Source organism: Streptomyces gamaensis (assembly GCF_042656465.1).
In the GTDB taxonomy this organism is placed as follows: domain Bacteria; phylum Actinomycetota; class Actinomycetes; order Streptomycetales; family Streptomycetaceae; genus Streptomyces; species Streptomyces gamaensis.
The window spans coordinates 72,907-93,856 of record NZ_JBHSPB010000027.1; the positions used below are offsets into that span (position 1 = coordinate 72,907).

General features: G+C 75.1%; 18 protein-coding genes. 7 read left to right on the forward strand and 11 right to left on the reverse strand.

Annotation, left to right across the window (positions count from 1 at the left end):
* Positions 1-44: 44 nt before the first annotated feature.
* Together ACFP1Z_RS30060 and ACFP1Z_RS30065 are read right to left on the reverse strand one after the other, a co-directional pair.
* Entirely contained in the window at positions 45-719 is a 675-nt protein-coding gene (locus ACFP1Z_RS30060; RefSeq protein WP_390320867.1) for an ABC transporter ATP-binding protein, read from the reverse strand.
* A complete protein-coding gene (locus ACFP1Z_RS30065) occupies positions 716-1,780 on the reverse strand; it encodes an ABC transporter permease (RefSeq protein ID WP_390320868.1) in 1,065 nt (354 codons plus the stop codon). The genes ACFP1Z_RS30060 and ACFP1Z_RS30065 overlap by 4 nt, the downstream gene beginning before the upstream one ends.
* A 352-nt stretch (positions 1,781-2,132) precedes the next feature.
* Here ACFP1Z_RS30065 and ACFP1Z_RS30070 point away from each other — a divergent pair, with 352 nt between their 5' ends.
* From ACFP1Z_RS30070 to msrB, 4 genes are all read left to right on the forward strand, one after another.
* A complete protein-coding gene (locus tag ACFP1Z_RS30070; RefSeq protein WP_390320887.1) occupies positions 2,133-3,260 on the forward strand; it encodes a sensor histidine kinase in 1,128 nt (375 codons plus the stop codon).
* On the forward strand, positions 3,257-3,904 hold the full coding sequence (locus ACFP1Z_RS30075) for a response regulator (RefSeq protein ID WP_390320869.1): 648 nt from the start codon (positions 3,257-3,259) through the stop codon (positions 3,902-3,904). The genes ACFP1Z_RS30070 and ACFP1Z_RS30075 overlap by 4 nt, the downstream gene beginning before the upstream one ends.
* A gap of 78 nt (positions 3,905-3,982) precedes the next feature.
* Positions 3,983-5,377 (forward strand): UDP-N-acetylmuramate--L-alanine ligase, encoded by a 1,395-nt coding sequence (gene murC, locus ACFP1Z_RS30080; RefSeq protein ID WP_390320870.1) that lies wholly within the window; start codon positions 3,983-3,985, stop codon positions 5,375-5,377.
* Between the two features lie 58 nt (positions 5,378-5,435).
* Positions 5,436-5,843, forward strand: a complete 408-nt coding sequence (gene msrB, locus ACFP1Z_RS30085) for a peptide-methionine (R)-S-oxide reductase MsrB (RefSeq protein WP_390320871.1) — start codon at positions 5,436-5,438, stop codon at positions 5,841-5,843.
* A 4-nt stretch (positions 5,844-5,847) separates the two neighbouring features.
* Here msrB and treZ read toward each other — a convergent pair whose 3' ends face one another.
* The 3 genes from treZ to glgX are packed head-to-tail and all read right to left on the reverse strand — an operon-like array spanning position 5,848 to position 12,180.
* Positions 5,848-7,596 (reverse strand): malto-oligosyltrehalose trehalohydrolase, encoded by a 1,749-nt coding sequence (treZ, locus tag ACFP1Z_RS30090; RefSeq protein WP_390320872.1) that lies wholly within the window; start codon positions 7,594-7,596, stop codon positions 5,848-5,850.
* Between the two features lie 50 nt (positions 7,597-7,646).
* A complete protein-coding gene (treY, locus tag ACFP1Z_RS30095) occupies positions 7,647-10,022 on the reverse strand; it encodes a malto-oligosyltrehalose synthase (protein ID WP_390320873.1) in 2,376 nt (791 codons plus the stop codon).
* Between the two features lie 31 nt (positions 10,023-10,053).
* On the reverse strand, positions 10,054-12,180 hold the full coding sequence (gene glgX, locus ACFP1Z_RS30100) for a glycogen debranching protein GlgX (RefSeq protein ID WP_390320874.1): 2,127 nt from the start codon (positions 12,178-12,180) through the stop codon (positions 10,054-10,056).
* A 629-nt stretch (positions 12,181-12,809) separates the two neighbouring features.
* Between glgX and ACFP1Z_RS30105 the strand changes: the two genes are divergently transcribed.
* The 3 genes from ACFP1Z_RS30105 (at position 12,810) to ACFP1Z_RS30115 (ending at position 16,003) form a co-directional block, all read left to right on the forward strand.
* Positions 12,810-14,054: an SAV2148 family HEPN domain-containing protein gene (locus ACFP1Z_RS30105; protein WP_390320875.1), complete on the forward strand. Its 1,245-nt coding sequence runs from the start codon at positions 12,810-12,812 to the stop codon at positions 14,052-14,054.
* Between the two features lie 121 nt (positions 14,055-14,175).
* Positions 14,176-14,889, forward strand: a complete 714-nt coding sequence (locus ACFP1Z_RS30110) for an exonuclease domain-containing protein (RefSeq protein WP_390320876.1) — start codon at positions 14,176-14,178, stop codon at positions 14,887-14,889.
* 157 nt (positions 14,890-15,046) lie between these two features.
* Positions 15,047-16,003, forward strand: coding sequence for an FAD-dependent oxidoreductase (locus ACFP1Z_RS30115; protein WP_390320877.1), 957 nt, complete (start codon positions 15,047-15,049; stop codon positions 16,001-16,003).
* A 16-nt stretch (positions 16,004-16,019) separates the two neighbouring features.
* Here the strand turns inward: ACFP1Z_RS30115 and ACFP1Z_RS30120 are convergent, their stop codons facing one another.
* From ACFP1Z_RS30120 to ACFP1Z_RS30145, 6 genes are all read right to left on the reverse strand, one after another.
* Positions 16,020-16,898, reverse strand: a complete 879-nt coding sequence (locus ACFP1Z_RS30120; RefSeq protein WP_390320878.1) for a phosphotransferase enzyme family protein — start codon at positions 16,896-16,898, stop codon at positions 16,020-16,022.
* A 115-nt stretch (positions 16,899-17,013) separates the two neighbouring features.
* Positions 17,014-17,757: a sirohydrochlorin chelatase gene (locus ACFP1Z_RS30125; RefSeq protein ID WP_390320879.1), complete on the reverse strand. Its 744-nt coding sequence runs from the start codon at positions 17,755-17,757 to the stop codon at positions 17,014-17,016.
* Positions 17,754-18,686 (reverse strand): ABC transporter permease, encoded by a 933-nt coding sequence (locus ACFP1Z_RS30130; RefSeq protein ID WP_390320880.1) that lies wholly within the window; start codon positions 18,684-18,686, stop codon positions 17,754-17,756. The genes ACFP1Z_RS30125 and ACFP1Z_RS30130 overlap by 4 nt, the downstream gene beginning before the upstream one ends.
* Complete coding sequence (locus ACFP1Z_RS30135; RefSeq protein WP_390320881.1) at positions 18,673-19,476, reverse strand: ABC transporter ATP-binding protein; 804 nt, start codon at positions 19,474-19,476, stop codon at positions 18,673-18,675. The genes ACFP1Z_RS30130 and ACFP1Z_RS30135 overlap by 14 nt, the downstream gene beginning before the upstream one ends.
* Before the next feature lie 42 nt (positions 19,477-19,518).
* Positions 19,519-20,634, reverse strand: a complete 1,116-nt coding sequence (locus ACFP1Z_RS30140; protein ID WP_390320882.1) for an aliphatic sulfonate ABC transporter substrate-binding protein — start codon at positions 20,632-20,634, stop codon at positions 19,519-19,521.
* A 130-nt stretch (positions 20,635-20,764) separates the two neighbouring features.
* A partial coding sequence (locus tag ACFP1Z_RS30145) for an elongation factor 1-alpha C-terminal domain-related protein (protein ID WP_417801291.1) occupies positions 20,765-20,950 on the reverse strand: 186 nt, incomplete at its 5' end.

The following is a 20,950-nucleotide window of genomic DNA, read 5'->3' on the forward strand; positions in this document are numbered from 1 at the left end:
GCCATCGTCGGCCGGCCCCCGGCGCACCGCGTGGTGCCCGTTTCTCAGGACAGTCGGCCGTCGCGCATCGTCAGCACCCGGTCCGCGTGGCCGAGCAGGCCCCGGTCGTGGGTGACCAGTACTGTCGCCGTGCGGTGCGTCCGTGTCACCTCGGCGAGCAGGGCCATGACCCGCTCGCCGCGTTCGTGGTCCAGGGCCGAGGTCGGCTCGTCCACGAGCAGGACGGACGGTCCGCCGAACAGGGCGCGCGCGATGTTCACGCGCTGCCGCTCGCCGCCGGAGAGCTGGTGCGGGCGGCGGCGTCGCTTCGCCGCGTCCAGGCCCACCGACTCCAGCAGTTCCTCCGCCCGTGCCCGTTCCTCACGGACGTTCGCGCCCCGCAGGTGCGCCACGGCCAGCAGCTGCTCGGCCGCCGTCAGTGACGGCAGCAGGTTCGCCTGCTGGAAGACGATGCCCACGCGCTCGCGGCGCAGCGCCGTACGGTCCCTGCCGCTCATGCCCGTCGTCTCCCGCCCGGCCACGACCACCCGCCCCGCGTCCGGGCTCAGCAGGGTCGCGGCCACCGCCAGCAGACTCGACTTGCCCGACCCGGAGGGCCCGGCGACCGCGACGAGCTCGCCCGGGGCCACCGTCAGGGACACCTCGTCGAGGGCGGTCAGCGCGCGGTCGCCGTCCGGGTAGGTGAGTGTCACGGACTCAAGGGACAGCGCGGTCGTCATCGGGAGGCTCCCAGGGCGGTCAGCGGGTCGACGGAGGTGATGCGGCGGACGGCGAGCGCGGAACCGGCCAGGCCGAGCACGACCATCGCCGCCAGCGGGACGGCCACCGTGGCCGCGCCCAGTTCGAAGGGCACCGCCGCCGCGGCCAGCGCCCCGCCGCCCGCGCCCAGCGCGGCACCGAGCCCGGCCCCGGCCAGCAGGACGACCGCCGCCTGCCCGAGGGCGTCGCGCACCAGGTAGCCGCTGCTCGCGCCCACCGCCTTGAGCACCGCGACCTCGGGGCGCCGCTGCACCGTCCACACCGTGAAGAAGGCGCCCACCACCAGCGCGCTCACCGCGAACAGGAAGCCCTGCACGAGCTGGAGCGTGCCGTGCTCGGCGGCGTAGCCGTCGATGCCGTCGAGCGCCTCGCCGAGCGGGACGGCCTTCGTCGTCCGCGCGGTCTGCCCCGACGGGTCACCGGAACCCGTGACCGCGAGCGCGGTCGGCTGCTTCTGGTGTGTGACCTGCTGCCAGGTGGCGAGCGTGGTCCACACGCTCGGGGCGTGCCCGTGGCTGCGGTCCGGGGTGATCGCGGAGACCGTGAGCTCCTGCGCGCCGAGCGTCACCCGGTCCCCGGCCCGGATCCCGGCCTCGCGTGCCACGCGCTCGCTCACCGCGAGCCGCCCGTCGCCCGGGGCCTCGCCCGCGAGCGGCGCCGGGCGCAGCCGCTCCGAGGTGCCGAAGGCGCTCACCGACAGGGCCTTGCCGCCGGCCGTCAGCCGCGTCATCGCCACGCCCAGCGGCTCGGCGGAGCGGACACCGTCCGCCTCCCGCCACGCCGCCGACTGGCCCGCGTCGACCGTGCTGTTGCTGAACGACACCTCCGGCTCGGCGCCGGCCGGGGCGCCGAAGACGATCCGGTCCGCCGGCAGGTGCGCGACCGCCGAGGTCGCCTCCCGGGCGAGCCCGCCGGTCAGCCCGTACAGGAAGACCACGAGGGTGGTGATGAGCGTGACGACCGTGCCCATGAGGGCGAACCGCCCCCGGGCGAAACGGATGTCACGGAGCGCGACGAACAAGGAGACCCTCCCCGGGCTCTGAGCGGAACGCCTCCACCCTCCCGCGCCCGCGCGCCCGCGCCATCGGGACAAGGAGGGGTTCGCGCCCCGCCCCTTGGGTGGACCCGAAAATCAATCGAAGGGTTGAGGGCGGGCGGCACAGAGGGCACCGGCCCGCCCCCGTACGCTCGATGGAGTGAGCCGAACCAGCTGCCCCGACCCCACCGTGGCCCCCGCGGGCGTACCGCCGCGCGCGGCGGAGCGGGTACGCGCACCGTCCGGGGCCGGCGCGGCGGCGGAGCCGGCCCCGCCCGTGGGCGTCCTCGAAGCGGGCCGTACCGCGTCCGCGGGGACGCCCGCCTCCGTGCGGTGGATGCGGCTCGCCCTGCACGGCTGCTTCTACGCGCTGCTGGCCATCGCGCTCGCCCCCGCCGCCCTCGGGTCCGGGCGGCCGGCCGCCGTGGTGGCGGCGGGGGCCGGACTCGGCCTGTGGTACGGCGTCGGGGCCGTGTGGCGGACCTGGCGGCCCCTGCCGTGGCTCGCGGGCGTCAGCGCGCTGTGGCTCGTGGCGCTCGCCCTCGACCACGGGTTCAGCTACCTGGCCTTCCCGCTGTTCTTCCTCTTCCTGCACCTGCTGCCCGTGCGCTGGTCGGTGCCCGCCGTCGGCGCCGCCACCGCCGCCGTCGTGGCCGCCCAGGCCACCACGCCCGGCGGGCTGACCGCCGCGAAGGTCGTCGGCCCGGCCGCCGGCGCGGTCGTGGCCGTCCTCACCGCCTACGGGTACGCCGCGCTCTACCGCGAGAGCCGCCGGCGCCAGCAGCTCATCGACGACCTCGTGCGCACCCGGGACGAACTCGCCGCCGCCCAGCGCGAGGCCGGCCGGCTCGCCGAACGCCAGCGCCTCGCCCGCGAGATCCACGACACCCTCGCCCAGGGCCTGTCCAGCATCGTGCTGCTCGCCCGCGCCGCGCGGAACGCCGAGCGCGCCGCCGACCCCGCCACCGCCCGCGCCCGCATCGACGAGATCGGGCGGACCGCCGCCGACAACCTCGCCGAGGCCCGGCGCTTCGTCCACGCCCTCACCCCGCCCGCCCTCGACGACGCGCCCCTGCCCGAGGCCCTGCGCCGCGTCACCGCCCGCACCGTGCCCACCGCCTCCTTCCACCTCGACGGCGAGCCCTACCCGCTGCCCGTGGAGGCCGAGGTGGCGCTGCTGCGGCTCACCCAGGAGGCGCTCGCCAACGTGGCCCGGCACGCGCGCGCCGACCGCGCGGCGGTGACCCTCGCCTATCTGCCGGGACAGGTCACCCTGGACGTCTTCGACGACGGCGTCGGCTTCACGCCCTCCGCCGCGCACGGCACCGGCCGCCCCACCTTCGGCCTGCACGGGATGCGCGAGCGCATCGCCGAGCTCGGCGGCACCCTCACCGTGGAGTCCGCGCCCGGCGAGGGCACCGCTGTCGCCGCCGCCCTGCCCGTCCCCGCGGCGGAGCCCGCGTGAGCGCCGCCCCCGCGCCCGTACGCGTCCTGCTCGTCGACGACCACCCCGTGGTGCGGCGCGGGCTGCGCGCCATGGTCGACGACCTGCCCGACGTGAGCGCCGTCGGCGAGGCCGCCGACGGCGCCGAGGCACTGCGGCTCCTCGACGACGGCGCCCGCCCCGACGTCGTCCTCATGGACCTCCAGATGGGGAGCGGCATGCACGGCGTCGAGGCCACCCGCCGTATCACCGCCCGCCCCGGCGCCCCCGCCGTGCTGATCCTCACCACCTACAGCACCGACGCCGACATCCTCGCCGCCGTCGAGGCCGGCGCGACCGGCTATCTGCTCAAGGACGCCCCGCCCGAGGAGGTCGCCACCGCCGTGCACGCGGCCGCGCGCGGCGAGACCGTCCTCGCCCCGACCGTCGCGGCCCGGCTGCTGGGCCGGGTCCGGGCCGGGCGGCCCGCGCTCTCGCCGCGCGAGAGCGAGATCCTGGGCCTGCTCGCCGAGGGCCTGCCCAACCGGCAGATCTCCCGCCGCCTGTTCATCAGCGAGGCCACCGTCAAGACCCACCTCGTGCACATTTACGGCAAGCTCGGTGTGGACAGCCGGACCGCGGCCGTCGCGGCGGGGCTCGCCGCGGGCCTGATCCGGCCCGCCTGACGGGCGCGGACCGGGCCCGCCCGGCCGGGGAATAGAGTGATGGGGCACCAGAGCACCGACCCCCAGGGAGCACCCCACATGGCACCGGCCGTCCCCACGACGATGGACCGACCGCACTTCATCGGTATCGGCGGCGCCGGCATGTCGGGCATCGCGAAGATCCTCGCCCAGCGGGGCGCCAAGGTCGCGGGCAGCGACGCGAAGGACTCGGCGACCGCGCGCGCCCTGCGCGAGCTCGGCGCGACCGTGCACATCGGGCACGCCGCCGGGCACCTCGCCGAGGACGCCAGCTGCGTCGTCGTCTCCAGCGCCATCCGCGCGGAGAACCCCGAGCTCGCGGCCGCCGCCGAGCGCGGCATTCCCGTCGTGCACCGCTCCGACGCGCTCGCCGCCCTCATGACGGACGCGCGGGCCATCGCGGTCGCCGGTACCCACGGCAAGACCACCACGACGTCGATGCTCGCGGTCTCCCTGACCGCCCTCGGCCTCGACCCCTCGTACGCGATCGGCGGCGACCTCGCCGGACCCGGCACCAACGCCCGCCACGGCAGCGGCGAGATCTTCGTGGCGGAGGCGGACGAGAGCGACCGCAGCTTCCACAAGTACGCGCCCGAGGTCGCGATCATCCTCAACGTGGAGCTCGACCACCACGCGAACTACGCGTCGATGGAGGAGATCCACGAGTCCTTCGCGACCTTCGTCGGCCGGATCCGCCCCGGCGGCACCCTGGTGATCTCCGCCGACCACGCGGGCGCCCGCGAGCTGACCGCCCGGATCGCCGGGCAGTACGACGTCCGCGTCGTCACCTACGGCGAGGCGGAGGACGCGGACGTGCGCGTCCTCGACGTCAGCCCGCGCGGCCTGACCAGCGAGGTCACGGCCCTCCTCGACGGCCGCGAGGTCACCTTCGGGGTGTCCGTGCCGGGCCGGCACTACGCGCACAACGCCGTCGCCGCCCTCGCCGCCGGCACCGCGCTCGGCGTCCCCACGGACGAACTGGCCGCGGCCCTGGGCGAGTTCACCGGCGTCGGCCGCCGCCTCCAGCTCAAGGGCGAGGCGAACGGCGTGCAGGTCATCGACTCCTACGCCCACCACCCCACCGAGATGACCGCCGACCTGGAGGCCATCCGCGGCGCCGCCGCCGGCTCCCGCGTCCTCGTCGTCTTCCAGCCGCACCTGTTCAGCCGCACCCAGGAGCTCGGCACCGAGATGGGCACGGCCCTCGCCCTCGCCGACGCCTCCGTCGTCCTCGACATCTACCCCGCCCGCGAGGACCCGATCCCCGGCGTCACCAGCGCCATGATCATCGACGCGGCCCGCGCCGCCGGCGCCGACGTGCGCCACGAGACCACGATGGCGGCCGTCCCCGAGGCGATCGCGGGAATGGCCCGCCCCGGCGATCTCGTTCTGACCATGGGCGCCGGCGACGTCACGGACCTCGGCCCGAAGATCCTCGCCCGCCTGAACGACTGACGCGGGAACGACTGACGCAGGCACGCAGAAGCACGAACAAGCACGGAGGGCGCGCGAGATGGCGTACGAGGTCGACAAGACGGACGAGCAGTGGCGCGCCGAGCTGACCCCGGCGGAGTACGAGGTGCTCCGCCGGGCCGGCACCGAGCCCGCCTTCCGCGGCGAGTACACCGACACCACCGCCCCCGGCGTCTACACCTGCCGGGCCTGCGGCGCGGAACTCTTCCGCTCCACGGAGAAGTTCGCCAGCCACTGCGGCTGGCCCAGCTTCTACGACCCCAAGGACTCCGACGCCGTCGAACTCCTTCAGGACCGCTCCCACGGCATGGTCCGCACCGAGGTCCGCTGCGCCCGCTGCGGCTCGCACCTGGGCCACGTCTTCGAGGGCGAGGGCTACCCGACGCCGACGGACCAGCGGTACTGCATCAACTCGATCGCGCTGCGCCTGGAGCCGGAGGAGGGCTGAGACCTCAGCTCCTCGCGCGCAGCACCGCCGCCGTCTCCGCCGGCAGCCGCAGCACCCCCGCCGCGTCCGGCGGGGCCACCGGCCGCCACGCCGCCACCGGCTCGGCCCCTGCCGCCCCGCCGCCCAGCGGCAACTCCACCGGTACGTCAGCCAGGTTGACGGCCACGTGCAGAGGCCCGCGCCGGAAGTGGACCGTGCGCGGGCCCGCGGACAGGGCCTCGTAGTGCCAGGCCGGATCGGTCAGGGCGGGCTCCGTGCGGCGCAGGGTGATCAGGCGGCGGTGCCAGGCGAGGAGTTCGGTGTGCGGGGAGCGGGCCGGTTCGTTCCAGTCGAGGACGGAGCGGTCGCGGGTGGCCGGGTCCTGAGGGTCGGGGATCTCGTCCGGGGGCCAGCCGTGGGCGGCGAACTCGCGGCGGCGGCCGCTGCGGACGGCTTCCGCGAGGGCCGGGTCCGTGTGGTCGGTGAAGTACTGCCAGGGCGTACGGGCGCCCCACTCCTCGCCCATGAACAGCATGGGCGTGAACGGGGCGCACAGCACGAGCGCGGCCGCGCAGGCCAGCAGGCCGGGGGAGAGCGAGGCCGAAAGCCGGTCGCCCAGGGCCCGGTTGCCGATCTGGTCGTGGGTCTGGGCGTAGCCCAGCAGCCGGTGCGCGGGGGTGGAGCGCGGGTCCAGGGGGCGGCCGTGCCGGCGGCCCCGGAAGGACGAGTACGAGCCGTCGTGGAAGAAGCCGCCCCGCAGCGTCCTGGCCAGGGCGGCGGCCGGGTCGGCGGCGAAGTCGGCGTAGTAGCCCTGTGATTCGCCGGTGAGCGCGGTGTGCAGCGCGTGATGGAAGTCGTCGTTCCACTGGGCGTGCACCCCCAGGCCGCCCGCCGCGCGCGGCGTGGTCGTCAGCGGGTCGTTCAGATCGGACTCGGCGATCAGGAACAGCGGACGGCCCAGCCGCGCCGCCAACGCGTCCACGGCGCCGGAGAGTTCGGCGAGGAAGTGCTTGGGCCGGGTGTCGGCCAGCGCGTGCACCGCGTCCAGCCGCAGCCCGTCCAGCCCGTAGTCGCGCAGCCAGGCCAGGGCGCTGCCCACGAAGTACGCGCGGACCTCGTCGGCACCGGGCGCGTCGAGGTTCACGGCGGCACCCCACGGCGTCGCGTGGGTGTCGGTGAAGTACGGCCCGTACGCGGGCAGATGGTTGCCGGACGGCCCCAGGTGGTTGTGGACCACGTCGAGGACGACGCCCAGGCCCAGCGCGTGCGCCGCGTCCACGAACCGCGCCAGCCCCTCCGGCCCCCCGTACGGCTCGTGCACCGCCCACGGCGCGACGCCGTCGTAGCCCCACCCGTGCCGGCCGGGGAAGGGGCACACGGGCATCAGCTCCACGTGCGTCACCCCCAGCGCGGCCACGTGCGGCAGCCTTGCGGCGGCCGCGGCGAAGGTGCCCTCACGCGTGAACGTGCCGACGTGCAGCTCGTAGAGCACCGCTCCCGGCAGCCCCCGCCCCGCCCACTCGGCCCGTGGGCGCGAACGCGCCGCGTCGACGACCGCGCCCAGCCCGCCGGGGCCGTCCGGCAGCCGCCGCGCCCGGGGGTCGGGCAGCGGCGGACCCCCGTCCAGGCGGAAGCCGTAGCGGTCCCCGTCCCGGGCGGGGGCCTCGGCGCGCCACCAGCCGTCCCGGGCCGGGTCGGGCTCCATCGCGTACGTACGGCCGGCGAGCCGCAGCCCCACGCGCCCGGCCCGCGGCGCCCACACCTCGAACAGCATGTGGCGGCTCCCTTCCCGACGTCGGTGCGCCCGCGGGACGCCCCGGCCGTTCACGCCCGTACCAGCAGCGCCACCGGGCAGCGGTCCAGCAGGTCCGCGAGCGTCACCCGCGAGGCGACCGTACGGCCCGTCAGCAGCTCCCGCCACCGGCCGCCGTCCGGCAGCGTCAGTACCGTCCCGTGCCAGCCGCCGGCCTCCGTCAGCCGCAGGGCCAGCCTGGTGGCGACCGTGACCACCTCGCCGGAGCGGGTGAAGGCCACCGCGTGGGCGGCCGCCGGGCCGTCGGGAGTCAGCGGCCGGTAGGTGGCCGTCGCGTCGAAGCAGCCGGGGCGGGCGCGGCGCAGCCGCAACGCCGTGCGGGTCAGGCGGAGTTTGTCGGCCGCCAGTCCTGTCGGGGGCGGGCCGGGGAGGGCCGGGGGGCGGCGGTTGTCGGGGTCGACCAGGGCCCGGTACGTGCGCTCGGTGCCCATGTACAGGTCGGGGACGCCCGGCATCGTCAGGTGCAGCAGGGCCGCGCCGAGCGTGGTGGCCCGTACGGCCGGGCGCAGCCGTTCCTCCAGGGGTGCGAGAGCGGTGTACGCGGGTCCGCCGGGGCCGGCGCGTACGAAGTCGGCGACGGCCCGCTCGTACGCGGCGTCCGGTTCGGTCCACGTCGTGCGCAGGGCCGCCTCCCGCTCGCCCTTGAGGACCGCCGCGACGAGCCGTTCGGCGTCCGGTTCGCCCAGGCCGAAGGCCAACTGCCAGGCTGCCCAGGCGACATGGGGGTCCGGTGCGGCGCCGTCGGGGAGTGCGTCCAGGAACGCCGCCCACGCCCGGGGGCATTCGGTCAGTGCCGCGATGCGGGCCCGGACGTCCGCGCTGCGCTTGGTGTCGTGCGTGGAGAGCACCGTGCCGCCGGCGGGCCAGTGCTGTTGCAGGTGTGCGCAGTAGGCGTGGAACTCCTCGGGGGTGACGGCCGGTTGTCCGGGTGTTCCGCCGACCTCGGTGGCCGACAGCAGGGGTGCGAAGCGGTAGAAGGCCCGGTCCTCCACGGACTTCGCGCGCAGCGTGGCCGCGGTCTGCGCGAAGCGGGCGCAGAAGTCCCGCTGTTCGGGCCCGTCCCCGAGCCGGCCGAGGGCCGCGTCGCGGACCGCGTCGACGGCCCGCGCCTCCTGCGGCACCGTGAAGGCCGGCCGCGCGGCCCGGGCCGCCTCCTCCAGCAGTGCCGCGTCCCCGGGGGACGGCGGGCTGCCGGGCAGCGCGTAGGGGCGGTAGACGGGCAGCCGGACGAGGATCTCGCGCAGGGCGGTGCGCAGTGCCCAGGGCGCGATGTCGCGCCGTTCGCGGGTGCCTTCGCCGTCGCACAGGCGGGCCGCGGTGCGTACCAGGCGTTCGGTCTCGGCGGCGAGCTCGTGGGTGACGACCTCGCGGGCGGCGCGGCGTACGGTCGCGGACCACTCGCCGCCCAGGCCGGGGGGCCGGCCGGTGCGTGCCCGGTACAGCTCCGCCAGTCCGGCGGCGCCGGACGGGTCGGTGAACAGGCCGTCGAGGTGGCGCAGGGCTTCGTAGCCGGTGGTGCCGGCCACCGGCCAGTGCGCGGGCAGCCGCTCGGCCGGGGCGCTGTCACCGGTGAGGATCTTCTCGACGACCGTCCAGCGGCCGGGTGCCTCGCGGGCGAGGCGGGCGAGGTAGCCGGCGGGGTCGGCGAGCCCGTCGGGGTGGTCGACGCGCAGCCCGTCGGCGACGCCCTCGCGCAGCAGCCGCAGCACCGTGGCGTGGGTCGCGGCGAACACCTCCGGGTCCTCCACGCGGACCGCGATCAGCTCGGGGACGGTGAAGAAGCGCCGGTAGTTCAGCTCGGTGCGGGCCAGCCGCCACCACGCGGGCCGGTACCACTGCGCGTCCAGCAGCCGGGGCAGCGGCAGGTGCGCGGTGCCGGGCCGCAGCGGCAGGACGCGGTCGCGGTAGCGCAGGGTGCACTCGGCCACGCTCATGTGCCGCAGCTCCGTGCCGAGGGGTCCGGCCAGTACCGGCAGCAGGACGCGTCCGCCGTGCTCGGACCAGTCGATGTCGAACCAGCGCGCGTACGGGGAGGCCGGGCCGTCGCGCAGCAGCTGCCACAGCGGGTTGTTGAGGTGCAGCAGGGCGGGGACGGCCATGTGGTTGGGCACGATGTCGAGGACGAGCCCGAGCCCGTGCGCGCGGGCGGTACGGGCCAGGGAGCGCAGCCCCTCCTCGCCGCCGAGCTCCGCCCGTACGGCCGAGTGGTCCACCACGTCGTAGCCGTGCGCCGACCCCGGCACCGCCTCCAGTACGGGCGACAGGTGCAGGTGCGAGACGCCGAGCGAGGCGAGGTACGGCACGGCCCGCTCGGCGTCGCGGAAGGTGAAGCCGGGTTGCAGCTGGAGCCGGTAGGTGGCGGTGGGGTGCGCGTCCATGGAACGCATGTACCCGCAAAGGCGGGCGTCGCCTCCCGGGCTACGCCGGGCGTTGCAGCACTGTCAGGCTGCGGTCCCTCAGTGTCAGGTGTTCGCCCGCCGCGACCTTCGGGCCGTCCGGTGCGACGCCCCGCTCGCGGGCCGTGTCGACGACGACCTGCCACTGGCGGCCGTGGTTGACGGGCACGACGAAGTCGAGGGGTTCGTCGTGGGCGTTGAACATCAGCAGGAAGGAGTCGTCGAGGATCGGCTCCCCGCGCGGCCCCGGCTCGGAGATCGCGCCGCCGTTGAGGAAGACCGTCAGTGATTTGGCGTGTGCCAGCTGCCAGTCCTCGTCGCGCATCTCCTCGCCCTCGTGCGTGAACCAGGCGATGTCGGACAGCTCGTCGTGCGTGCCCTGCACGGGGCGGCCGTGGAAGAAGCGGCGGCGCCGGAAGACGGGGTGGTCGCGGCGCAGCCAGACCATGGCGCGGGTGAACTCCAGCATGCGGCGGGCGCGGGCCGAGGAGGGGTCGCCCGGGTGCGGCCAGCACACCCAGGAGAGCTCGCTGTCCTGGCAGTAGGCGTTGTTGTTGCCGCGCTGGGTGCGGCAGAACTCGTCGCCGTGGCCGAGCATCGGCACGCCCTGCGAAACCAGCAGTGTGGCCACGAAGTTGCGCATCTGACGCTCCCGCAGCTCCAGCACGGCGGGGTCGTCGGTGGGGCCCTCGACGCCGCAGTTCCAGGAGCGGTTGTGGCTCTCGCCGTCCTGGTTGTTCTCCCCGTTGGCCTCGTTGTGCTTCTCGTTGTAGGCGACCAGGTCGTGGAGGGTGAACCCGTCGTGGCAGGTGACGAAGTTGATGGAGGCCAGCGGCCGCCGCCCGTCACTCTGGTACAGATCGGACGAACCGGTCAGCCGGGAGCCGAACTCGGCGAGCGTCGCCGGCTCACCGCGCCACAGATCGCGCACCGTGTCACGGAACTTGCCGTTCCACTCCGTCCACAGGGGAGGGAAGTTGCCGACCTGATAGCCGCCCTCGCCCACGTCCCACGGCTCCGCGATGAGCTTGACCTGGCTGACCACCGGATCCTGCTGCACCAGGTCGAAGAACGACGAGAGCCGGTCGACCTCGTGGAACTGCCGGGCCAGCGTCGCCGCCAGATCGAAACGGAAGCCGTCCACATGCATCTCGCACACCCAGTAGCGCAGCGAGTCCATGATGAGCTGCAGCACGTGCGGGCTGCGCATCAGCAGGGAGTTGCCGGTGCCGGTGGTGTCGGTGTAGTAGCGGGGATCGTCCGCGAGCCGGTAGTACGAGGCGTTGTCCAGGCCCCGGAACGACAGGGTGGGCCCCAAGTGGTTGCCCTCGGCCGTGTGGTTGTAGACCACGTCCAGGATCACCTCGATCCCGGCCGCGTGCAGCGCCCGCACCGCCGACTTGAACTCCAGCACCTGCTGGCCCCGGTCCCCCCACGAGGCGTAGGCGTTGTGCGGGGCGAAGAAACCGATGGTGTTGTAGCCCCAGTAGTTGGCCAGACCCGCGTCCACCAGCCGGTGGTCGTGCACGAACTGCTGCACCGGCATCAGCTCGATCGCGGTGACCCCCAGTTCCGTCAGATGCTCGATGACCGCCGGGTGCGCGAGCGCCGCGTACGTCCCGCGCACCTCCTGCGGCAGTGCCGGGTGGCGCATCGTCAGACCCTTGACGTGCGCCTCGTAGATGACGGTGCGGTGGTAGTCGGTGCGCGGCCGCCGGTCGTCGCCCCAGTCGAAGTACGGGTTGACGACGACCGAGGTCATCATGTGCGGGGCGGAGTCCATGTCATTGCGCTTCTCGGGCCTGCCGAAGTGGTAGCCGTAGACGGCCTCGCCCCAGTCGACCGAGCCGCTCACCGCCCGCGCGTAGGGGTCCAGGAGCAGCTTGGCGGAGTTGCAGCGCAGCCCGCGGCCCGGCTCGTACGGGCCGTGCGCGCGGAAGCCGTACCGCTGACCCGGCATCACGCCCGGCACATAGGCGTGGCGCACGAACGCGTCGCTCTCGCGCAGCTCCACCGCCGTCTCCGAGCCGTCCTCGTGCAGCAGGCACAGCTCGATCCGCTCGGCGGCCTCGGAGAAGACCGCGAAGTTGGTACCGGCGCCGTCGTAGGTGGCGCCGAGGGGGTACGCCTGTCCCGGCCAGACCTGCATGAGTCGACCCTTCCCCTTTTTTCGGGTTGCCCGGCTGACTCCGGATAACTGTCGCTCTGTCGCTTTCCGTCGTGCTCGTTCCCGATGCGCGGCCGGCCCGTGGGGCGGGGGTGGGCCCGCCGCGTGCCCGTGGAGGCCGAACCGGCATCCTTGCCCAAGCGGGGCCGCGAAGCCGCCCTTTCGCCAGATCTTCCCCAAAAGGAGCGGGAGCCCGGCTCGCGGCGGCTCGTCCAACCGGGTGACGGCCCCCGCGCGGACGGCGCCCGCGCCACCCGCACCGCCGGCCCCGGACGCCCGTGACCGCGCGTGCCGCGCCCGCCGGGCCGGGGCGCCCGTCCGCGCCCGTCCCGCACGCTCTCCCGCGCGCCTTCCCCTGCCGGCCCTCCCCGCCCTCCCGCCGTCCTCCCTGCGGCTTTCGCGGCCGTCCTTCCCGCTGCTCTTCCCGCCCGCACCGGCGCTCATCGCCCCCGGCCGCTATGAAACCGCTCACTCCCGGCCCCCGGCCGCCCGGGCAACGCCCTCGGGGCGGCACGGAGTTGGCGAACGAGCTCGCCCGACCGCGTGCACCGGCCACCGCCCGCACAGTAGTCTGCCTTGATCGTTGGACGGGGGCGGAAGGCGGTGCACTGGTGAGCTCGGGCGGGCTGGAGCTGCCCCCTGGGGACGGCTGTCCCGGGGGAGACGGCGCGGCCGACACACCACCCGGCGCGGTGTCCTTGGCGCGCCCGATGGAGATCGGCGCGGAACTGGACTGGGGCGCGGACGCCTGGCGCGAGGTGCGCACCCGCGCCAAACGGGCGGGCCGCGCCTACATCTGGCTCAACCTCGTCGAACAGCGGCTGCGCGCCGTCGTCGCCGCCGTGCTGCGGCCCGTCTACGAGCCGGTGCACGGCGAGGACGAGTGGGTGGTGGCCGCGGCCGGCCCGGCCGGCCAGGAGTGGGTCCAGCGGGCCGTCGCGGTACGGGAGGTCAGCCGCCGCAAGGGCTATCTGCTCGACCCCGCCGACGACAACGTGCTGTGCTTTCTGACCCTGCCCCAGCTGCGCGAACTCCTCGTCCAGCACTGGCCGTGCTTCGAGCCCTACCTGGACGACCGCCGCGAGCTGGAGCTCGCCCTGGACGAGCTGGAGGTCGCCCGCAACGTCGTCTCCCGCAACCGGGCGCTGTCCCAGACCGTCCTCGCCCAGGCCGAACGCGCCTCGGCCCGGCTGCTGGACATCCTCGGCGGCGGCAGCGGCACCGGCGGCCCGGGCGCCGAACGGCTGCCCGTCGACGCCGTCGAGGACCTCGTCGGCGACCGCTACGCGGATGTCGTCGGCGTGCACCCGGACCGGGTACGGCTGCAGCGGCAGCTGCCGGTGGAGGACCTCTTCGGCGAGGCCCGCCGCCTGGACGCCGTCGGCATAGGACTCAACCTGCTCGTGCAGAACTACTCCGGCCGCCGCCTCGTCCGCCTCGCCGAGTCCGGCTGCCGGGCCCGGCTGCTCTTCCTCAACCCCGCCAGCAGCGCGGTCCGCCGCCGCGAACGCGAACTGGGCATCAAGAAGGGCGAGATGAGCCGCTCGGTGGAGATGAACATCATGCACATGCGGCGGGTGCGCGACCGGCTGCGGGACACCGCCGCCTTCGAGATCCGCGTCTTCGACGAGACGCCCCGCTTCACCGCCTATCTGGTCAACGGCGACGGCCCCGACGGGCTGGCCGTCGTCCAGTCCTACCTGCGCAAGGCACGCGGCATGGAGGCGCCCGTGCTCGTGCTGCGCGGCGGCGGCCGGGACGTGGTCCGCGAGGGGCGGGAGCTCGACCACGGTCTCTTCGAGATCTACCGCGAGGAGTTCGAGGGAGTATGGGCGGACTCCCGCCCGGTGTCCTGAGGACGGGACGCTCTCCGGGACGCTCCCCGGGGCGGCAACGGGCCGCCGGGCCGGATGTCAGTCGGGCGTGGCAGGCTGGGAAGCCGCACGGGGGAGAGCACCACCGAAGGGGGACCGCACCATGCCCTGGCACGGAGAGCCGCTGACCGGTTTCGACCTGGAGACCACCGGCACCGACACCGAGACCGACCGCGTCGTCACCGCCGCGCTGGTCCGCGTCACCCCGGACGGACAAGTCGCCAGTAAACGGACATGGATTGTGGATCCGGGCGTGCCCATCCCCGAGGACGCCGTGCGGATCCACGGCATCTCCACGGAGTACGCCCGCGAGCACGGCGCCCCCGCCGCCCGCGCCGTCGAGGAGATCACCGAAGCGCTGGCCGGCGTGCTGCGCTCCGGCTCCCCGCTGGTCGTGATGAACGCGCGCTACGACCTGACACTCCTGGACCGCGAGTGCCGCCGCCACGGCGTGCCCCCGCTGTCGCGGCGGCTGGGCGGGGCCCCGGCCCCGGTGATCGACCCGCTCGTCCTCGACAAGCACGTCGACCGCTACCGCAAGGGCCGCCGCACCCTGCGGGCCCTGTGCGAGCACTACGGGGTGCGGCTGGACGTCGCGCACGAGGCGGGCGCGGACGCGGTGGCCGCCGCGAGGGCGGCCCACCGCCTCGGCGAACGGCACGCCACGATAGGGGCGGTGCCGGCGGCCGATCTGCACGAGCTCCAGATACGCGCGGCCGCGGAGCAGGCCGCGTCCCTGCAACGGTATCTGCGACGCACCGACCCGGCCGCGGCCGTCGAGGGGGCGTGGCCACTGGTCCCGGCGCGGATGCACTGAGGCGCGCTTGCGGTGTGCGCTGGCGCGGGGCGGTTCTGGTTGCGGGCGGCGGCCCGGTGGTGTGGCGCGGTAAGGCCCCGCGCGGCACAGTGAGTTCACGGTCCGGGCGCGCGGCGTGCGGGCCGCTGTCCTGCCGTGCTGTCGAGGAGGCGTCGCCGTGAGCGTCACCGGAGGGATCGTCGTGGTCGGAGCCGGTGTCGCCGGGCTCACCACCGCCGTCGTGCTGGCCGAGGCCGGGCACGAAGTGCGGCTGGTGGCCGAGGAGTTGCCGGGCCGGACCTCGCTGGCCGCGGGAGCGGTGTGGGGGCCCTTCCTGGTCGGGCCGCAGGACAGGGTCGAGCGGTGGGGGCGCCACTCCCTCGGGGTTCTCACCGCCCTCGCGGCCGAACCGGCCACCGGAGTACGGCTGGTCACCGGCACCGACGCCGCCCGCAGGCCGGTGACCGTCCCCCACTGGGCCGCCGCACTGCCCGGCTTCACCCTGTGCGACGCCACACGGCTCCCGCAGGGCTTCGTCTCCGGCTACCGCATGACCGCCCCGCTCGTCGACATGCCCGTGCACCTCGACTACCTCCAGCGGCGATTCCTGCACGCCGGCGGCAGCGTGGAGCGGCGCCGGGTGGGCGCGCTCCGGGAGGCCGGGCCGGGCGCGGCCGCCGTCGTCAACTGCGCGGGGCTCGGCGCCCGCGAGCTGGCCCGCGACGCGACCCTGCGGCCGGTGCGCGGACAGACCGTCGTCGTCGAGAACCCGGGCATCACGGAGTTCTTCTGCGAAGTCGACGGCGACGACACCGAGTTGCTGTGCGTCTTCCCGCACGGGGACACCGTCGTCCTGGGCGGCGTGGCCGTCGACGGCGACGAGAGCACCGAGCCCGACGAGAAGACCGCCGAGGGCATCCTGGCCCGCTGCGCCGCCGTCGTGCCCGCGCTCGCGCGAGCCCGCGTACTCGGCCACCGCGCCGGGATCCGCCCCGTCCGCGAACAGGTCCGCCTGGAGGCGGAGACGGCGGACGACGGCACGCTCGTCGTGCACAACTACGGGCACGGCGGGGCCGGCGTCACCCTCGCCTGGGGATGCGCCCGCGAGGCCGCCGGACTGTGCGCGGGCCGGTAGGCGCCGGGCGGCACGGTCAGAACGGATACCAGCGCACCGTCCCGTCCCCCTCCCGCAAGGAGGCGACCCGGCGCCGGAACTCCGCCAGCGCCGCCGGGTTGCCCGGCGCGTGCTGCGCCACCCACGCGCAGCTCGCCGTCTCCCGCGCGCCGCGCAGCACCGCACAGCCCGCCCAGTCCCGCACGTCCCAGCCGTAGACGTCGACGAACGCGGCGTACGCCTGCTCGTCCAGCCCGTAGCGGTCGTGGCTGAGGGCGAGCACGACCAGGTCGTGCTCGCGCAGGTCCGCGGAGAAGGTCTCCAGGTCGACCAGGACCGGCCGGCCGCCGGGGCCGATGTGGACGTTGCGCGGCAGCGCGTCCCCGTGGATCGGGCCGGGCGGCAGGTGCGGGACGAGCCCGGCCGCGGCGGTCGCGAAGCCGTCGCGGCGCTCCCGCAGATACGCGGCGTCCGCCGGGTCGACGGCGCTGCCCGCGAGCCGCAGCCAGCGCTCCACACCGCCGAGCAGCTCGCGCCGCGGCAGCGCGAACTCCGGTGCGGGCAGCGCGTGGACGAGCCGCAGCAGGGCGGCCAGATCGGCGGGCGTCGCCGCACGCTCCGGGGCGGGCAGCCGGTGCCAGAGGGTGACCGGATGCCCGTCGGCGGTCAGCGGTTCGCCCTCGGCGGCCCGTACGGCCGGAACGCCCGCGTCCGCCAGCCAGGCCGCGACCCGCAGCTCCCGCTCCGCCCGCTCGCGCAGCGAGGCGTCACGGCCCACCTTGACGACGAGGCCGCCGGCCGCGAAGACCGCGTTCTCGCCGAGCGAGAGCAGGTCGGCGTCCGCGGCGGGGACGGCGGGCACCGCCCGCGCCAGGAGCTCGCGGGCCCGCTGTTCCGTGAATGCCGTGTCCGTCACGCTGTGTCCTTGCTGTTCACCGGGGTGGGGCAGGAGCTGCCCGGATGCCAGTGTGCCTCGTGGATGTCGCGGTCCGGGGAGGCGGGGTGGTGGAGCCGTGGAAGGGCAGGCCGCTTCACGCCGGCAGTGCCCGGCGCTCCGCCCCCGCCGGCACCGCCTCCTCGTACCGCTGCCACACCAGCTCCGCGACCTCCGGTGCCGCCCCCAGCGGTTCCGCCAGGACGTCCGCGCCCGCCGCGTGCGCCCCGGCGGCGATACGGTCCGGCAGCCGGCCGGGGGCCAGGACGTACGGGGCCACCGCGACGCGCGCGGCGCCCCGGTCCCGCAGGGCCCGTACGGCCTCCGCGACCCGGGGCCCGGACGCGGAGGCGAACGCGGGCCGTACCGCGTACCAGCCGGTGCGCTCCCACGCGCGCGCGACGTCCACGAGTCCCGCGCGGGCCCGGGGGTCGGAGGTGCCCGCCGCCGCCAGGACGACCCCGGTACGGGCGCGCTCGCCGGGCGGCAACCCGGCCTCGTCCAGGCGCCGTTCGAGCGCGGCCGTCAGCAGCGGGGACGGGCCCAGCACCCCGGCCCGCGCCACCCGCAGGGGCGGTCGCGGCGAGCGCAGCACGGCCGGCAGGTCGCAGCGCGCGTGGAAGGCGTGGGTCAGCAGCAGCGGTACGGCCACCGCCCCGCCCGCCCGTGCCGCCAGCCCCTCCAGCGCGCGCGGCACGCTCGGCAGACAGAAGTCCAGATACCCCGCCGCGACCCGCGCCCCGGGCCTCAGCCGCGCCACCCGTTCCCGCAGTGCCGCGACCGTCGCCGCGTGCCGCGGGTCGCGGCTGCCGTGCGCGACCAGCAGCAGCGCCGGGGTCATCGGGCCGCCGCCGTCAGGCCCCGCGCGCGCAGCACCCGCCGCTCCAGCGGGCTGAAGACGGCGAGGTCGACGGCGATGCCGACGAAGAGGATGAGGACGATGCCCAGCAGCACGCCCGGCATGTCGGAGTCGGTGCGCGCGTTCTCCAGGTACTGCCCCAGGCCCAGGCCCAGGTCGGGGGAGGAGGCGATGAGTTCGGCGGCCATCAGGGAGCGCCAGGAGAAGGCCCAGCCCTGTTTGAGGCCGGCGATGTAGCCGGGCAGCGCGGCCGGCAGCAGCACGTGCCGGGCGCCGCGCGCCCCCGTCGCGCCGAGGGTGCGGCCGGCCCGCAGGTACAGCGGCGGCACCTGGTCGATGCCGGAGACCAGACCGCCCGCGATCGAGGGGACCGCGCCGAGGAGGATCACCGCGTACATGGCCTTGTCGGTGATGCCCAGCCAGATCACGGCGGCCGGCACCCAGGCCACGGACGGCAGCGACTGCAGTCCGGAGAGCACCGGTCCGAGCGCGGCCCGCACCGGCCGTACCCGGGCGACGAGCAGGCCGAGCGGGGTGCCGATGGCGAGCGCGGCGGCGAAGCCGAGGAGGCCGCGCGAGACGCTGGTCCAGATGATCGACAACAGGGTGCCGTTGAGCCAGAGCCCGCGCAGACTGGCCCAGACCGCCGACGGGTCGGGGAGTTTGTAGTCGTCGGTGATCCGGGCGAGGACCAGCAGCTTCCACACGAGGAGGACGAGGAGCACGGCGACGGCCGGCGGCAGGACCTTGTGCAGCAGCACCTGCCGGACCCCGGCCCGGCGCACGGTGACGGCGTCGAGCGCGTCGAGCCCCGCTTCGAGCCCGGCGAGGTCGGTCCGGTCGGCCGGGGCCGTGGGGGCCGTCGGAGCGGTGGGCCCCGTCCCTCCGGCCGGGGTGTCAGTGTCGGCCATGGCGGCGGATCTCCCCACGCAGTTCCTCGGTGACGGCCGCCGACAGCTCGGCGACCCCGGCGTCCTCGATACGGCGCGGCTGCGGCAGCCCGACCGTCCACTCGCGGGCCACCCGGCCCGGGCGCGACGACAGCAGGACGACGCGCTGCCCGAGCCGCACCGCCTCGCGCACGTTGTGCGTGACGAACAGCACCGACAGCCCGGTCTCCGACCAGATGCGGGACAGCTCGTGGTGCAGCACGTCCCGGGTGATGGCGTCCAGCGCCGCGAACGGCTCGTCCATCAGCAGCAGCCGGCTGTCCTGGGCGAGCGCGCGGGCGAGCGCGACCCGCTGCCGCATCCCTCCCGACAGCTCGTGCACGCGCTTGCCGTGCGCCCCGCCGAGGCGGACGAGGTCGAGCAGCCGCTCGGCCTCCGCCCGGCGCTCCGCCCTGGGCACCCCCCGCAGCCGCAGCGCGAGTTCGACGTTGCGGCCGGCGGTCAGCCACGGGAACAGCGCGTGCTCCTGGAACATCAGCGCCGGCCGCCCGCCGGAGACCTCGATCGTGCCGGACGTGGGCTCCTCCAGCCCGGCGACCAGGTTCAGCAGAGTGGACTTGCCGCAGCCGGACGCCCCCAGCAGACACACGAACTCGCCGGGCCGCACGGCGAGGCTGATGTCCTCCAGTACGGGCCGGTCCGTGCCGGGGCGGCCGAAGGTCTTGTGGACGTGGTCGAGCCGGACGGCGGCAGGGGCGTCGTCCGTGAGCCGGCCGGCGTCCGCCGTGCCGGTGGTCAGTGCCGGGGACATCCCGTCACCTCCTGGGGTCGGGCCTGAGCGTGGGGGTGGCGGTCACTGCTCGCCGAGCCGGGCGGCGTCGACCGGGGGCAACCCGGCTGCCGCACGTACCTTGTTGAGCGGCCGCAGGTCATAGATGCCGGACAGATCGGGCTTGTCCAGCAGCCCGGCCCGTACGGCGTGATCGGCCTCGGCGTCCAGGGTCGCGGCGAGCGGATCGTCGGTGACCTGGATGCTCCGCCAGGCGGGGGCGAGCACCTCGGGCGGGAGCGCCTTGCCGGTCAGGCTCCTGAGCGCGGCGTTCGCGGCGGCCTCGGCCTGCTCCGGATGCTCCTTGATCCAGGCGTTGGCGCGCACCGAGCCGCGCAGCACGGCCTCGACGACGTCGGGATGCCGCTCCAGGAACTTCTGCGACACGACCACGTTCGTGATCACGAACTTCTTGTCGGGCCACAGGTCCGCCTCGTCGAGCAGCACCTTCCCGCCGAGGGCGACGAGCTGGGAAGCGGTCGGCTCCGGCACCCACGCGCCGTCGACCGAACCGGACCGGAACGCGTCCGGGGTCACCTTGTTGTCCGTACGGACCACGGAGACGTCCCCCTTGCCGCTCTGCGGATCGACCTTCCAGCCCTTGCCGGAAAGCCAGTTGAGGAAGGCGACGTCCTGGGTGTTGCCCTTCTGCGGGGTGGCGATCCTCTTGCCCTTGACGTCGTCGAGCGAACCGACCTTCCTGGGGTCGACGACCAGCCTGACGCCGCCCGACGCGGAGCCGGAGACGATCCGCAGGTTCTTGCCCCCGGACTTGGTGAAGCCGTTGACGGCGGGGGACGGGCCGATCCAGCCGATGTCGATGGAGCCCGCGTTGAGGGCCTCGATCTCGGACGGCCCGGCGTTGAAGGCCGTCACCCGGAGCCGGGTGCCGCCCAACTCCTTGCGGAAGAAGCCCTCGTGGTCGCCGACGAGCGCCGTGGCGTGGGTGATGTTGGGGAAGTAACCGATTCTCACGGTGTCGGCGGACAGCCGCTTGCCCCCGCCCCCGCCCCCGGAGCCGTCTGGGGCGGCGCTTCTGGTGGTGTCCTTCTGCGAACCGTAACCGCACGCGCCGAGCGCGAGGACCAGCAGGGGCAGGGCGACGAGGGCCGCGAGGACGCGGCGGGCGACGGCGGACACGGGGTTGTTCCTCTCGACGGTCCCGGCGCTCACGGCTGCGGGACGTCCGGTGCGGACGGATGCGGGGGGTGGCGGCATCGGCGGCAACGTCGGGGGCAACATCGGCGGCGCGCGGTGGACTTGACGCTCATCAGAAGTCCCATCCGTCGTCGGCGGTGTTCTCCGGCTCGCCTTCCGCGAAGGCTCTGCCTGCCATGCCGGCGGTGAGGGTGGTGCCGTCGGTGGGGTCGATGAGGAGGAAGGAGCCGGTGTGGCGGGAGGTGGTGTAGGGGTCGAGGGGGAGGGGTTCGGAGGTGTGGAGGTGGATGTGGGCGAT

Excerpts from the sequence above, each read along its gene's own strand:
- ACFP1Z_RS30070 (WP_390320887.1), top strand. The coding sequence starts at position 2,133 with ATGCGGCTCGCCCTGCACGGCTGCTTCTACGCGCTGCTGGCCATCGCG.
- ACFP1Z_RS30125 (WP_390320879.1), bottom strand. The coding sequence starts at position 17,757 with ATGACCCCGGCGCTGCTGCTGGTCGCGCACGGCAGCCGCGACCCGCGG.
- msrB (WP_390320871.1), top strand. The coding sequence starts at position 5,436 with ATGGCGTACGAGGTCGACAAGACGGACGAGCAGTGGCGCGCCGAGCTG.
- ACFP1Z_RS30060 (WP_390320867.1), bottom strand. The coding sequence starts at position 719 with ATGACGACCGCGCTGTCCCTTGAGTCCGTGACACTCACCTACCCGGAC.
- glgX (WP_390320874.1), bottom strand. The coding sequence starts at position 12,180 with ATGCAGGTCTGGCCGGGACAGGCGTACCCCCTCGGCGCCACCTACGAC.
- treZ (WP_390320872.1), bottom strand. The coding sequence starts at position 7,596 with ATGCTGTTCGAGGTGTGGGCGCCGCGGGCCGGGCGCGTGGGGCTGCGG.
- ACFP1Z_RS30130 (WP_390320880.1), bottom strand. The coding sequence starts at position 18,686 with ATGGCCGACACTGACACCCCGGCCGGAGGGACGGGGCCCACCGCTCCG.
- ACFP1Z_RS30135 (WP_390320881.1), bottom strand. The coding sequence starts at position 19,476 with ATGTCCCCGGCACTGACCACCGGCACGGCGGACGCCGGCCGGCTCACG.
- murC (WP_390320870.1), top strand. The coding sequence starts at position 3,983 with ATGGCACCGGCCGTCCCCACGACGATGGACCGACCGCACTTCATCGGT.
- ACFP1Z_RS30110 (WP_390320876.1), top strand. The coding sequence starts at position 14,176 with ATGCCCTGGCACGGAGAGCCGCTGACCGGTTTCGACCTGGAGACCACC.
- treY (WP_390320873.1), bottom strand. The coding sequence starts at position 10,022 with ATGCGTTCCATGGACGCGCACCCCACCGCCACCTACCGGCTCCAGCTG.